Raw genomic sequence first — 13,743 nt, forward strand, 5'->3', positions numbered from 1 at the left:
CGGGCCGACCGAAATACACGGCGTGACCTGCGAGTTCCGGTCCGTTGATCGGCTACACCACTCGGCGGGACGCCATCGCCCGCAGCGCCTCGTAACCGGAGGCCGCCTGCCCGCAACTCGCTGTTGCTGTCGCCGGTTCATCGGCGGATGGCCGTAGCGCACGGGACTGTCCGCGACTCGGCGATGCGTCGGTAGCCGAGGCGAGACCTGCTCGCTCGCGAGTCGGCCCAACCGTCTCGATCCGGGCGCTCGGCCACCCACGGCCGCGCCCGTCAGCACTCCCTCCAGCACAGGTCTTGCCCTCGGGGTCGCGTCTGGTTACCGTTCGAATCTCGAATCTAGTTTAGAGTTTCGAAATTGGGCCAGCGGTGCGATCAAGGAGGATCACCCATGGCGAAGCCTCATCCGAATGTCGTTCACGACGTGGGCGGATCCTTCGGTCACCCCACGACCGCCCAGGGGACCCCCGGGGAGGACATCTCCGTGCTCGACGGCGCCGACCCGAAGTCCGGGCCCCCCGGGGTCGTCCGCGAGCCGGTCGGCAAGGACTACATCACCCTTGTCACGCTGGGGGTGTTCGGTGCCTACATCTCGCTCGTCACGCCCGTCGCGATCTCGCTGGCGCTCAAGATCGAGCAGCTCGCGCCGGACAGTCCGCAGTACCTGGGGTACATCACCGGGATCGGCGCGATGGCCGCACTCATCGCGACACCGGTCTTCGGTGTGTTCAGCGACCGCACCCGGTCCCGGCTGGGGCGCAGACGGCCGTACATGATCGGCGGTCTCGTCGGCGGTGTCGTGGCGCTCGTCCTGCTCGCCACCGCCCCGAACCTCATCGTCCTCGGCGCGGCCTGGGTACTGACCCAGCTGTCGTGGGGTGCGGGCGTACTCTCCGCGCTCACCTACTCGCAGGCCGACCGCCTTCCGGAGGAGCAGCGCGGCAAGGTCTCCGGCCTGATCGGTTTCGTACAGAACCTGGCCCCCGTCATCGGCGCGGGCATCGCGTCGGTGTTCATCGGCCATGACCTGCTGGTCTTCCTTGTGCCTGGCGCCATCGGTCTGATCGCCGTGCTGCTGTTCGTCATCTTCATCAAGGAGGACGAACAGCCCGCCCCGGTCGGCACGGAAGGGCTCGACTTCAGCGGCGTGGCCCGGTCCATGGTCTTCAACCCCCGTCAGTACCCCGCGTTCGCCTGGAACTGTCTCGGCCGGGTGACCTTCAACCTGGGTCTGAGCTTCGCGACGACCTTCACGACGTTCTTCTTCGCCGCCCGCATGGACAAGACCGTGAGCGAGATCGGCGCACTGGTGGTCGTCCTGTCGATGGGTGGAATCGTCGCCGGCTCGGTCGGCGCCCTGGGCGCCGGATGGCTGTCGGACAAGCTCCAGCGGCGCCGGATCTTCGTCCTGGGTTCCGCGTTCCTCTTCTCCCTCGGAGTCGCGGTGATGGCCTTCGGCTCGGGCGTACCGGTCCTCGTCGCGGGATCGCTCATCACGACACTCGGTACCGGCGCGTTCATGTCAGTCGACCAGGCGATCGTGTTCGACGTCCTGCCCGAGCGGGACTCGGACGCCGGCCGCTACATCGGCATCAACAACTACGCCACCCTCCTGCCGCAGGCGGCGGGGCCGGCGCTGGCTTCGGCGCTCCTCGTCATCGGCGCGCCCGCCGACGGGGAGAACTACACCCTGCTGTTCATGGTCGCCGCGGTGTGCACCCTGATCGGCGGGACGATCATCTTCACGCGAGTAAGGGATGCCCAGTGACCGACCAGCAGGCCGATCGTCAGACACCCGTGTCTGTGTTGCTCAAGCACGACGTGGGAGAGCTGATCCTGCGACGCCATCTCCCCCAGCTGTTCGCGGCGTCGATACCGCCGTCGGTGCTGGAGATGCCGGTGGGGACGCTACTGGACTACGCGCGGCTCGAGGACCCGGTGGTCGAGGACTTCCTCCGCGAGATCGCGGTGGTCACCTTCCCCCGCCGTCGCGAAGCACCCGCGATCACCCCGGACCCCGACTACGAGTCCGCGCAGGTGGCGCGTGCCTCGGCCCGCCTCACGACCGCCGCGGACGGGGAACTCTTCGCCACCCACGAACTGGTGATCGCCGGACCGTCGCACGGCAACCCTTTCGTGGACGTCGACCTGTGGGCGGACTTCCGCCTGGACGACACGACGCTCCGGGTCGGCGGGTTCTACGACGGCGACGGACGCCACGTCATCCGCTTCCTGCCGCCGAAGGCGGGGACCTGGCGCTACACCACCGGTTCCACCGCACGCTCGCTCGACGGGATCGAAGGAGAGCTCCGCATCGGCGCGTCGGACCGGCCCAGTCCGGTGCGGCCGGCCGGACATCACTTCACGCATGCCGACGGAAGCCCGTTCCGGCCCGTGGGGACGACGCTGTACGCGTGGACCCACCAGGAGCCGTGGCGCGAGACGGAGACGCTGGACACGCTCGCCAGGAGCGCTTTCACGAAGGTGCGCATGTGCGTCTTTCCGAAGCACTACTCCTTCAACCACGAGGAGCCACCGCGGTACCCGTTCGAGCGGGACGGGGACGGCGGCTGGGACACGACGCGTTTCGACGTCGACTTCTTCCGCCACCTCGAGTCACGCGTCCGTGACCTCGCGGACCTCGGCATCCACGCGGACATCATCCTGTTCCACCCCTACGACCGCTGGGGTTTCGCGGACCTCGGCCAGGCCGCGGACGAGCGGTACGTCCGTTACGTGGTCCGTCGGCTGGCCGGATACGCCAACGTGTGGTGGTCCCTGGCCAACGAGTACGACCTGATGACGACGAAGCGGGACGACGACTGGGAGCGCATCGGCCGCCTGGTCGAGGCGGAGGACCACGCGGGACACCTGCTGTCCATCCACAACGGGACCCGCATCTTCGACTTCGGCGCGGACTGGATCACCCACGCCAGCATCCAGAAGACCGACGCCGACTCGCCGGTACCGCGGATCGACGCGTGGCGCTCGAAGTGGGGCAAGCCCGTCGTCATCGACGAGCCCGGGTACGAGGGTGACATCGACTTCGAGTGGGGATCGCTCTCCGCCGAGGAGCTGGTACACCGCTTCTGGCAGTCCACCGTCCGTGGCGCCTACGTGACGCACGGCGAGACCTACCGCGCCCCGGACAACAAGCTCTGGTGGGCCACCGGAGGTTCACTCAAGGGAGCGAGCCCCGAGCGCATCGCGTTCCTCGCCCGCGTCGTCGAGGAGTGCCCCGCCGGCCACCTGGAGCCACTGCGGGGGCACTCCCAGCTCTCCCACATCCGGGCGGCAGGCGTCCCGGGCCGGTACGAGGTGCACTACCTCGATGTGTACCAGCCACGCGAGTTCACGTTCGACTGGCCGGCCGGGCAACCCGTACGCGTCGACATCATCGATCCGTGGGCGATGACGATCCAGCCCGTCGCCCAGACGTACGAGGGCGGCGCCACCGTCCGCCTGCCGGGTCGGCCACACCTCGCCGTGCGACTGCGCAGCGCCGACTGACCCCCTCTCCCACAAGCCCATCAGAACTGTGCAAAGCCCTGGAAAGCAGAAGCAGACATGGAACACATCGCCCCCGGTCTCGCACCGAGCCGGCGCGCCGCCGAGCTGCTGAAGCACACGACCGTCGCCGAGCGGGTGAACCAGCACGGCGCACTGCGACCGACCGGGGACGTGACCGAGATCGAGGGGGCGTCGCACGTACGTCGCCCACACCGAGGTCGTGGTGCGATGAGCGGCCGGTGCCAACGGCCGCGTTCCGGGACGACGGACCGCGGGCGCCGGCTAGGAGGGGGAGATGTCCGTGAGCAGCGTGTCGACGAGTGCTTCGAGGCTCTCCGCGACGTCGACTTCCGCCGGGTTGTACAGCCACTGCAGCTGCAGGCCGTCGAGCGCTCCGACGAACAGGTTCGCGAGCGCCCGCGGGGAGGCGTCGGTACGAAGGTGCCCGGTGCCGCGCTCTCTCTCGAAGAGCGTCTCGAGGTACAGCCGCAGGTCGTCGTAGCGCTGCCGGTAGAGCGTGTGCGCGGGGTGCCCGGCGTCGGTGGCCTCGGCGGAGATGGTCGTGTGCAGCTGGAGCAGACCGGGACGGGACTCGTTGTCGCGGACGACACCGAGCTGGGCGTGGAAGAAGTCACGCTCGCCGGTCGTCTCCATCAGCTCGGACATCTGCTCGTCCCGCCTGCGCAGCACCTCGATCAGCAGCCCGGCCTTGTCCGGGAAGTGGTGCATGAGTCCGGTCTGACTGATGCCGGCCCGCTGCGCGATGTCCTTCATGGTCGCCCCGTGGAAGCCCGCGACGCTGAAGGCCTCGATACAGGCCTCGAGGATGTTCCGCCGGACCAGCTTGCTCTTGGCGTACCGGCCTCGGGGGCCGCCCGTGCTCTTCGCGGAGTCCGAATCAGAAATCTGCTCTGCCGACATGCCTCGATGATAGGCGCGCGCCGAAGTTGGCCGACGCCACGTCATCCCATCAACCAGGAGACCGCGACAAGCGGCCCGACCGACGCGAGAGGAACGCGACCTTGCGACACCCAGCCCTGAAGGCCCTGACCCTGCCCGAGAAGACAGCCCTGTTGAGCGGAGGGGCGTTCTGGCAGTCGGCCGACGTCGAACGGCTCGGCATCAGCGGTGCGACCCTGACCGACGGCCCGCACGGCGTGCGCAAGCAGGATGCGGCGGCCGACCACCTCGGCATCAATGAGAGCATCCCGTCGACCGCCTTCCCCACCGCGGCGGCGACCGGATCGTCCTGGGACCCCGCGCTGCTGGAGCGCATGGGCGCGGCCCTCGGCGCCGAGAGCCGCGAACTCGGCGTGGACGTGCTGCTCGGTCCCGGAGTGAACATCAAGCGATCCCCGCTGTGCGGGCGCAACTTCGAGTACTTCTCCGAGGACCCCCTGCTCACCGGGAAGCTCGGCGCCGCCTGGGTCCGCGGACTGCAGTCACAGGGGGTCGGGGCGTCCGTCAAACACTTCGCCGCCAACAACCAGGAGACGGACCGGCAGCGCGTCAGTGCGGAGGTCGACGAACGGACGCTGCGCGAGATCTACCTCCGCGCCTTCGAAATCATCGTCGCCGAGGCACGGCCCGCGACCGTCATGTGCTCCTACAACCGCGTCAACGGCGTCTTCGCCTCGCAGAACCACTGGCTGCTGACGGAGGTCCTGCGCGACGAGTGGGGCTTCGACGGCTACGTCGTCTCCGACTGGGGTGCGGTGATCGACCACGTCGCGGCGGTCGCGGCGGGCCTCGACCTGGAGATGCCGTCGAGCCGCGGCCGCGGCGCCGCGGCCGTCCGGACCGCGATCGAGGAAGGACGCCTCGACGAGTCGGTGGTGGACACGGCGGTGTCGCGCATCCTGACCGTTCACGACCGGCTGCGGTCGAGCCGCACGCCGGTCGACCCCGACGCCAGCGCCGACAGCCATCACGCCCTGGCCCGCGAGATAGCAGCGGCCAGTGCGGTCCTGCTGGCCAACGACGGTGATCTGCTGCCGCTGAACCCGGACGAGGGCGAGGCGATCGCCGTCATCGGAGAATTCGCACGCACCCCCCGCTACCAGGGTGCCGGCAGCTCCCACATCAACCCCACCCGGCTCGACACGGCGCTGGCGTCCATCACCGGGCGCACCGACCGCGAGGTGCTCTTCGCGGCGGGCTTCGGAATCGAGGCCGACGTGGACGACGCGGCCGACGAGGCGCTGCGGGCCGAAGCCGTCGACGTCGCGTCGCGCGCGGAGGTCGCGGTCGTCTTCCTCGGCCTTCCGCCGATCGCCGAGTCGGAGGGCTACGACCGCACCCACCTGCGACTGCCCAAGGCGCAGTTGCGGCTCCTCGACGAGGTCGCGGCCGTCAACGACAAGGTCGTCGTCGTGCTCAGCAACGGTTCCGTGGTGCAGCTGGACGGCGTCCGCGCCCGGACGGCGTCGATCCTGGAGATGTGGCTCTCCGGCCAGGCGGGCGGAAGCGCGACGGCGGACATCCTCTTCGGCGACCGGGAGCCCGGCGGCCGGCTGGCCGAAACCATCCCGCTGCGGCTCGAGGACACCCCGGCGCACGTCAACTGGCCCGGCAGTGAGGGACGCGTGCACTACGGCGAGCGGATCTACGTCGGCTACCGCTGGTACGACACGACCGACCGTGAGGTCGCGTTCCCCTTCGGTCACGGTCTCGGGTACACGACCTTCGACTACGCGGATCTCACGGTCGAAGCGGATGCCACGGGCGCGACCGCCGAGGTCACCGTGGTCAACACGGGTGACCGCACCGGTTCGGAGGTGGTGCAGCTGTACGTGTCCGACGTCGAGGCGAGCGTCGACCGGCCGGTCCGGGAACTCGCGGCCTTCGAGAAGATCACGCTCGACCCCGGCACCTCGACGCGCGTGCGCCTCGTCGTGGACGCTCGGGCGTGGTCCTTCTGGAGCCGCGACGGCTGGCGCGTGGAGAGCGGCGACTTCGTGGTGTCGGTCGGAGCCTCGTCACGGGATCTCCGGCTGTCGCGGAACGTGACGATCGAGGTGCCGGAATCGTCCGTCCGGCTGGACGCGGACTCCACGCTCGGCGAATGGGTGACCCACCCGGGTGGCCTGGCCGTGCTGGAGACCGCGCTGCCCCGGCTCCACCCCGAGGCGAAGAACCTCACCAGCGGTGAGACCCTGCGCCTCTCCGCCTCCATCCCCCTGCGCCAGCTCATGGGCATGGCGGGAGCCGACGATCCGCATGCCCTGGTGGACGAACTGCTGACGCGGGCAGCCAACGCCGGCTGACCTGCTCCACCCACCGGGGGCTTCGGTCTCCGTCCGGCGTGCGCGCCGGGCGGAGACCCCCGGGAGTCAGGCGACGACCACGCGGACCCGGGCCAGGGTGTCGAGCCTGGCGAAGGGGGTGTCAGACCGCGCGTCGCGGTGGGCCGAGGCGCGGACGGTGACGAAGTGGGTGCCCGGCTCCGTGAAGACGTGACGGCGCTCCCGCTCCACACGGGGCGCGGATTCGACCGCGTCCTGTACGGCGAACGTGCCGGTCCCGTCCAGGTCCCAGGAGAGGGCGGTCACGCTGCCGCCGCCGGGCGGGCAGTCGATCTCGGCGCGCAGCAGCACTTCCTGACCGGCCGGCACCTGGACCGCCTCGGCTCCGTCCGCGGTGAGCCGTGCCACGGGTTGGATGCCCTGCCGTTCCCCGGCGGACGCCGGCACCCGTACCTGGCCGTCCTCGACGGCGTAGGACGTCGAGGCGGGGGGTGCCACGTCGTCCTCCGCCCAGCGGGCCACATCCCGCAGCGCCTGGTGGAGAACACCCAGGTAGGAAACGGTGTGTGTCGGGTCCTCCTGGGCCTCGACATCACCGTGCAGCGCGTGATCGGTGTACCACAGACGGAAGTTGCCGGCTTCGCCGTCCGGGCTCAGGTGCGCCCGCACCTGGCTCCGGTACCAGTCGCCCTGCCACGGGAACGCCTCACGGTCCAGCAGGCTGCAGACCGCGATCATCTTGCCGTGGAGCCGGCCGGTGGGCAGGGCCCCGCAGGCCGCGCCGGTGAAGAGCGGGCCGGCGAGGACGGGGCGCTGGGGGTGGCGCGGGGTGCCGTCCGGCTCGCGGAACTGGTCCCAGACCGGGTACTCCGGCCCCGGCACCTGATGGCGGTGGTAGGTCTGGGCGGCCAGGAAGTTGCTGTTGTCGATCTCCACCTCGTCGTCGGGGCGGAGCCCCTCCAACGAGGTGCCGGGCTGCTGTTCGTCCAGTACGGCCAAGTCACCGCGCACCTCGCGCAGGGCGAACGACTGGCCCGCCAGCGCTCCGCCGCGGACGGTGAGCTGGGCGCCCTGGGTGTCCACCGGGACGGGTTCACTCAGCCGGACCGCGGTGACCGCCCTGCCCTGCGCGGCGAAGGAGGTGTCGACGGTGCCGGCCGCGCCTTCCTCCGCCGGGTCGTCCACGATCAGTTCGCCGATCAGGCACCGGTGCCGCACCCGCGCGCGGTGCACGGACCCGTCCGGGGCCGTGTCGGCGCCCAGATGTCCCGGCACGGTCCAGAAGTCCTCGAAGTATCCGGGGTCCATGGCCACCACGTTCGGGTAGAGGACGCCGAACGCCTGGGTTCCCATGGTGCGGTGGCCGAACCAGGCACGCTGCGGGAAGCCCATGCGGCTGACCTCCTCCAGAGCGGCACACTGCTCCGCGTCCAGCCCGGTGTACGGGTCACCACCGCCCGGCTCGAAGGCATCGGCTATGGCGTCCAGCCGGTCGCGCAGCACGCGTTGGGCGTGCATGCGCACGGAGAAGACGTTGGGGATGGCCATAGGACTGCCGATGACGTAGGGGACGAAGCCGTCCCAGACCCCTTCGGTGTTCTCGGCCGCCGCGATGGTGCGGTAGCCGCCGCCACTGCCGCCATACAGGTAGCCGTATGGGCGGTGGTCGCGGCCGTAGACGTCCGCGGCCAGCTCACGGGAGTAGCGGGCGCAGGCGGCGTTGGCCCGGTAGGCGGCGATGGTGGGGTCGTTGTCCGAACCGGGCACACCGTAGTTCTGCCCGCCGCCGTTGGTCTCCAGGAAGTAGCCGCCGGAGTCGGCGGCGAATCCGATGCGGTCCTCCTGGCCGTGCGCGCTCTGGGCGAGGTGCTCGCTCTGGGGTACGGGGGTGACGTGCTGGAAGAACCTGCCCCGGTACTGCTCTTCCGGCGGGAAGTACACGGAGAAACGGGTGTCGGTGCCTTCGAACCCGCCGTGCACATAGCGGTGGGGTATCGGCTCCGCACGCCATTCGTCCACGTCCGTGTAGGGCTGGGAGAAGTGGGGGTCCGCTGACTGCGGGGTCTGTCGCGTGTCCGACGGATTCGTCATGTTCTCGTTCCTGTGTATTCCTGATGAGGAGGGAGCCGGACGTCACAGTCCGATGTCGGGGGCGTCGAGCAGTGCGCGGGCCCGCATCCAGTTCTCGCCGGTGATCCGGCGCACACCGTCGATCAGCAGCCGGCCCAGGTCGATGTCGCGGTTGGTCAGCCGCATCAGGGACAGGCCGTCGAAGAGCGCGGTGATCTGCTGGGCGGCCTGGACCGGGTCGAGCCCCGGGTGGGCCAGGCCGTCACGCTGTCTGCGGGCCACCAGCCGGGCGAAGATCCGCACGCTGCGCTCGTTGCGCTCGCGGAGGTAGGGGACGGCCGGGTGGCCGGGCGTCGCCGCCTGCCCCTTGAGCATGAGATACAGCCGCAATCGTGGCTCGCTGTCCGGATCGGCATCCGCGCCGCGCCGCAGTTCCTCGGGATCGAGCCGTGAGTCGTCGTCCTCGGCCCCGGCCGCTGCCGCGGCGAGGTCGTCCGCCCGTGCCATCGCGGCGACCAACAGGTGGTCCTTGGTGGCGAAGTGGTACAGCACGGTGGGCTCGGGCACCCCGGACTCCCGGGCGACCAGTGAGGTGGTGACCCGTTCGTGCCCGTGTTCATCGACGAGGCGCAGTACGGCGTCGGAGATCTGCTCGCGGCGTCTACGCGTGGAGGCGTACGGACCGCGCCTCGGCGGCGTGGCGGGGGTCGTGTCGGTCATGGGCTCACGGTATGAGGTGGTGACCGGGTCTCCGCTCATCGCACGCCCCGCAGCCGCAGGGTGGCGAGGATGCCGGCGACGCTGGACAGGGCACCGAGGACGAGCAGGATCGTGTACGAGCCGCCGGTGAAAGCGAGTGCGACCGAGCCGAGGACGGGAGCGAAGGTCTGCGGCAAGGTCTGTGCCAGGTTCACCATGCCGAGGTCCTTGCCGACCCCGGCCGCGTCCGGCAGCACATCGGCGGCCAGCGCGGCGTCCACGCCCATGAAGGCTCCGAAACCGAGCGATGCCAGGCCCCATGCGGTCACCAGCCCGACTTCGGAGGTGATCTGAGTGATCGCCAGCAGCCCCAGCGCGAGTCCCGCGGCGCCGATGTAGACGAAGGGACGGCGGCCGAATCGGTCCGACAGTGGTCCTGAGCCGACCAGACCGACCACGGTGAGCAGACCGGCGACCGCGGTGACGGAGGCGACGGTGACGGCGGCCGAGTCCAGGTCCAGGTCGAACTGGTTCTGGACGAAGTACAGCATCCGGGTCTGCAGCAGTTGGTAGGCCATCACCACGAGGAGACGGCCGGCGCACACCCAGCGGAAGTTGTGGTCGCCGAACGCCACGAACATCGATCGCCACATGGGCGGCTGAAGGGCGGTGGGCCGTTGCTCCTCGGCGTCGGCATCGGTGGGGCGCTCGGGTGCCAGCAGGACGAACGCCACCGTGCCGGCCAGCACCAGCCCGCCGAGCACGGTGAGGGCGAGGGCAGGGTGGCCGAGAGAGAGGGCGCCGAGGGAACCCGCGCTCGCGGCGGCGATGATGGTGGCCAGTCCGGTGACCCCGGAGATGAGGCCCCGTCGGTGGAGCGGCACCCGCTCCGGCAGGACGGTGCTGACCGGTGTCAGTATCAGGGCGACGGTGAGCTGGCTGAGGGAGTAGGCGAGCAGCAGAGGCATGGGACCGGGTGCCATGCCGATGGCGGCGAACGCGACCACTGAACCGGCGCCGCCCGCCAGCAGCCAGGGGGCCCGTCGGCCCAGGCGGTGCCGTGTCCGGTCGGACAGCGCGCCGACGACGGGGCCGGCCAGCATCAGCACCACGGCACCGGCGGACGAGATGAGGCCCAGCCATGTCTCCTTGTGCGCTTCTCCGACGGCCTCGACGATCCTGGCCGGGAGCAGCACCACCACGACGGTGTTGAGAGTGAGGTAGACAGTCAGCTGGGAGGCGGTCAAGGCCATCCCGATCCGGGCCAGCCCGACGTCCGGCCGGCGTGTTCCGGCATCTGCGTTCTGGTCTTCGTTCGCCGGGCGACGCCGGGCGTGCGGGACCGAGCTGTTCACTGCAGACTCCTCAAGGCTGGACGACAGTGTCCGAAGCACGAGCGAAACCTGAGTAGAACATCGAGTTCATCGTCGAGCAATGGTTGCTGACCAAGTTTTTGGAGCTGAAGTCCACTAATTCAATGACTCACTCAGGTTTGATGCCGAAGTGCCGTGCGCAGCATGGAGCAGGGGATGTCGCCACGCGCTCGGGTGGCGCAGAAGCAGCGCCGTCCGAGTCTTTCGCTCCGGTCAGATGGGCGAGGAGTTGCCGGACGCGATGGGTGAGGGCATGGGCATCCCGTCACCCGGGACCGGCGCCGATATGGACGCGCTCCGCGATGTGTCCCACGATGATCGGCCCACGTTCGGATCTCCGGTGACGTGCTGGACGAGGTGCCCGCCGCCGAGGGTACGGACATCGTGCCTGGTCACTCACCGACCGGCCCCAGGGCACCGAACGCCTCGTCGAGCAGGGCGCCGAAATCGAGCTCCCCGCCCGACTCCACCCAGGTCGCGGTCGCCGCGTCCAGGCAGCCCAGCGCCGCGGCGGCCAGTGCGGTGGCCGTCACCGGGGACAGGTCCGGCGAACGGCGGCGCAGGGCCGTCGTCAGCGACGTCCGCCAGGACAGCTGGTGCCGCCACTGCGCCCCACCGAGCGATGAGGTCGCGTTGATCAGTCTGGTGAGATTCAGCGCTCCGGCGTCGTCCTGGTGCTGCAACCGGGCGATGTAGTCCATCGCGCGACGCAGCGACGGCCAGCGGCCTTCTGTACTGGGCCGGGCGAGCAGTTCGTCCGCGAGGCGGCTGCCCGTCGCCGCGAGCCCGGCGAGCACCGCGTCCTCCTTGGAGCCCAGGTAGCGCAGGAAGGTACTGCGGGAGACCCCTGACGCGGCCGCCAGGTCGTTGAGCGTGAGGCGGTCGTAGCCGTGGTGGAGCACTTGCTCGAGGGTCACCTGCGCCAGGCGTTCACGGATGGCCGCGTGCGCGATCTCACGGCTGGTGGGAACAGTCATGCCCACACCATATTTGAAACCGAGCGTTCGATCCTGATACAAAGTTTCAGGATCGACATCACGTTCCTCAAGTGAGTGGAGAGTGTCATGACAACTGACGGAAACACTGCCTCGCAGGCCGGTGGAGTACTCGCGGGCAAGGTCGCGCTCGTGACGGGTGCGGGACAGGGCCTGGGACGCGACATCGCGATCGCGATGGCCCAGGCGGGCGCGCGGGTATCGGTCATCGACCTGAATCCCGACACAGCGAAGAGCGTCGCGGCCGAGCTCGGCGACCACGGCGAGCCGGGCATCGCGGTCACCTGCGACGTGAGCAGCCGGGACCAGGTGAAGGCGGCCGTCGAGCGCACCGTCTCCGAGCTGGGCGGGATTGACGTCCTGGTCAACAACGCGCACAACCTGCGGGTGGTGCAGACCCGCTTCATGGACACCGACGACGAGCACCTGTCGCGGCACGTGAACAGCGGCCTGTTCGGCACCTTCTACTTCCTCCAGGAGTCCTACGAGCACCTGAAGGCGCGCGGCGGGGCAGTGATCAACCTGGGTTCGGGCGCCGGTGTCCGCGGCCTGGTGGAGCACTTCTCCTACGCCGCGACCAAGGAAGCGATCCGCGCCACGACGCGCGTGGTCGCCCGGGAGTGGGGGCCCGAGGGCATCCGGGTCAACACGATCTGCCCGGCCGCCTACGACACTCCCGCGATGAACAAGTTCCTGTCGTCCGCGGATGACGAGCAGAAGGCCGCCATGACGGCGCAGATCCCGCTGGCCCGTTTCGGCGGCGGGGACGAGGTGGCCTCGGTCGCGGTGTTCCTGGCCAGCAGCGCCTCGTCGTACATGACCGGGCACACGTTCATGGTCGACGGCGGCGCCAACATGGACGCCGGCCGCTGACCCACCGCGGGCCCCGCACAGTTCACCGACGGACGCCGCACCGGTGACGCGTCCGCCCTGTCGCGCGGGGCCGGCCATACCGGTGACGAACTTCGGAACCAACCAGGAGGACCAGAATGAAGCTTGAGGCCGGACAGGTGGCGGTCGTGACAGGCGCGGCCAGTGGCATCGGACTGGGGCTGGCCGGGGCATTCGCCGCGCGCGGCATGCCGGTGGTGCTGTCGGACCTGCGGGCCGACGAGGTGCGGGCCAGCGCCGCCCGGGTGGCCGATGAGCACGGGGTCGCCACCCTCGCGATGACGACCGACGTACGGGACCCCGAGTCGGTGGAGGCGCTGGCCCAGGCCACCGTCGACCGCTTCGGCCGGGTGGACGTGATCTGCAACAACGCCGGCGTCATGGGCCCGCAGGGACCCAGCTGGGAACTCGACCCGGCGGTGTTCCGCTGGCTCGTCGACGTCGCCCTGCTGGGCGTCGTGCACGGCGTACGGTCCTTCGTGCCCAGGATGATCGAGGCGGGACGCGGCCATGTCCTGAACACGGCGTCGATGGCCGGCCTGATGCCCCTGCCGGGGATCACACCGTACGGCGCCGCGAAGCACGGTGTGGTCGGCTTCACCGAGTCGCTGCGCGCCGAGCTGGCGATGCACGCGCCGTCGGTGGGCGCGACCGTACTGTGTCCCGGCTACGTGCCCAGCGACATCGGCGTCAGCTCGCGGCAGGTGAATCCGGCCGACGTTCCCCTGGCTCCTCTGGACGCGGCCGCGACGGCCGGTCTGCCGCAGGAGGACCTGACCATGGAGGACGTCACCTCGCAGGCGCTGGCCGCCATCGAGGCGGACCGGGCCCACGCCATCGTCTACCGGGGCGGTGGCTACGAGGCGGGCATCCGCGCTCGGGTGCAGGGCGTGCTCGACGACCTGGTGAACTGAGCCCGCGGATCGTGTCCCACCGCGGCGGGAAGCGCGGTGGGGGGGGG

General features: G+C 70.0%; 10 protein-coding genes. 5 read left to right on the forward strand and 5 right to left on the reverse strand.

Features of this window, described 5'->3' with window-relative positions:
* The first annotated feature begins 390 nt into the window (after positions 1-390).
* On the forward strand, positions 391-1,767 hold the full coding sequence (locus ACTT8P_RS36325) for an MFS transporter (protein WP_442836066.1): 1,377 nt from the start codon (positions 391-393) through the stop codon (positions 1,765-1,767).
* A gap of 29 nt (positions 1,768-1,796) precedes the next feature.
* Positions 1,797-3,509: a DUF5060 domain-containing protein gene (locus ACTT8P_RS36330; RefSeq protein WP_442836067.1), complete on the forward strand. Its 1,713-nt coding sequence runs from the start codon at positions 1,797-1,799 to the stop codon at positions 3,507-3,509.
* 282 nt (positions 3,510-3,791) lie between these two features.
* Here the strand turns inward: ACTT8P_RS36330 and ACTT8P_RS36335 are convergent, their stop codons facing one another.
* Entirely contained in the window at positions 3,792-4,430 is a 639-nt protein-coding gene (locus ACTT8P_RS36335; protein WP_442836068.1) for a TetR/AcrR family transcriptional regulator, read from the reverse strand.
* A gap of 101 nt (positions 4,431-4,531) precedes the next feature.
* Here ACTT8P_RS36335 and ACTT8P_RS36340 point away from each other — a divergent pair, with 101 nt between their 5' ends.
* On the forward strand, positions 4,532-6,775 hold the full coding sequence (locus ACTT8P_RS36340; RefSeq protein WP_442836069.1) for a glycoside hydrolase family 3 C-terminal domain-containing protein: 2,244 nt from the start codon (positions 4,532-4,534) through the stop codon (positions 6,773-6,775).
* Between the two features lie 66 nt (positions 6,776-6,841).
* Here the strand turns inward: ACTT8P_RS36340 and ACTT8P_RS36345 are convergent, their stop codons facing one another.
* The 4 genes from ACTT8P_RS36345 to ACTT8P_RS36360 all read right to left on the reverse strand — a co-directional run bounded on the left by ACTT8P_RS36345 (position 6,842) and on the right by ACTT8P_RS36360 (position 11,873).
* On the reverse strand, positions 6,842-8,845 hold the full coding sequence (locus tag ACTT8P_RS36345; protein ID WP_442836070.1) for a PKD domain-containing protein: 2,004 nt from the start codon (positions 8,843-8,845) through the stop codon (positions 6,842-6,844).
* Between the two features lie 42 nt (positions 8,846-8,887).
* Positions 8,888-9,544, reverse strand: coding sequence for a TetR/AcrR family transcriptional regulator (locus tag ACTT8P_RS36350; RefSeq protein ID WP_442836071.1), 657 nt, complete (start codon positions 9,542-9,544; stop codon positions 8,888-8,890).
* 35 nt (positions 9,545-9,579) lie between these two features.
* Entirely contained in the window at positions 9,580-10,776 is a 1,197-nt protein-coding gene (locus ACTT8P_RS36355) for an MFS transporter (RefSeq protein WP_442836072.1), read from the reverse strand.
* Between the two features lie 512 nt (positions 10,777-11,288).
* Positions 11,289-11,873: a TetR/AcrR family transcriptional regulator gene (locus ACTT8P_RS36360; protein ID WP_442836073.1), complete on the reverse strand. Its 585-nt coding sequence runs from the start codon at positions 11,871-11,873 to the stop codon at positions 11,289-11,291.
* An 87-nt stretch (positions 11,874-11,960) separates the two neighbouring features.
* Here ACTT8P_RS36360 and ACTT8P_RS36365 point away from each other — a divergent pair, with 87 nt between their 5' ends.
* Together ACTT8P_RS36365 and ACTT8P_RS36370 are read left to right on the forward strand one after the other, a co-directional pair.
* A complete protein-coding gene (locus tag ACTT8P_RS36365; protein ID WP_442836074.1) occupies positions 11,961-12,764 on the forward strand; it encodes an SDR family NAD(P)-dependent oxidoreductase in 804 nt (267 codons plus the stop codon).
* A gap of 116 nt (positions 12,765-12,880) precedes the next feature.
* Positions 12,881-13,696, forward strand: coding sequence for an SDR family NAD(P)-dependent oxidoreductase (locus ACTT8P_RS36370; RefSeq protein ID WP_442836075.1), 816 nt, complete (start codon positions 12,881-12,883; stop codon positions 13,694-13,696).
* Positions 13,697-13,743: the final 47 nt, after the last annotated feature.

The sequence above is a fragment of the Streptomyces sp. JW3 genome (assembly GCF_052216785.1).
Lineage (GTDB): Bacteria > Actinomycetota > Actinomycetes > Streptomycetales > Streptomycetaceae > Streptomyces.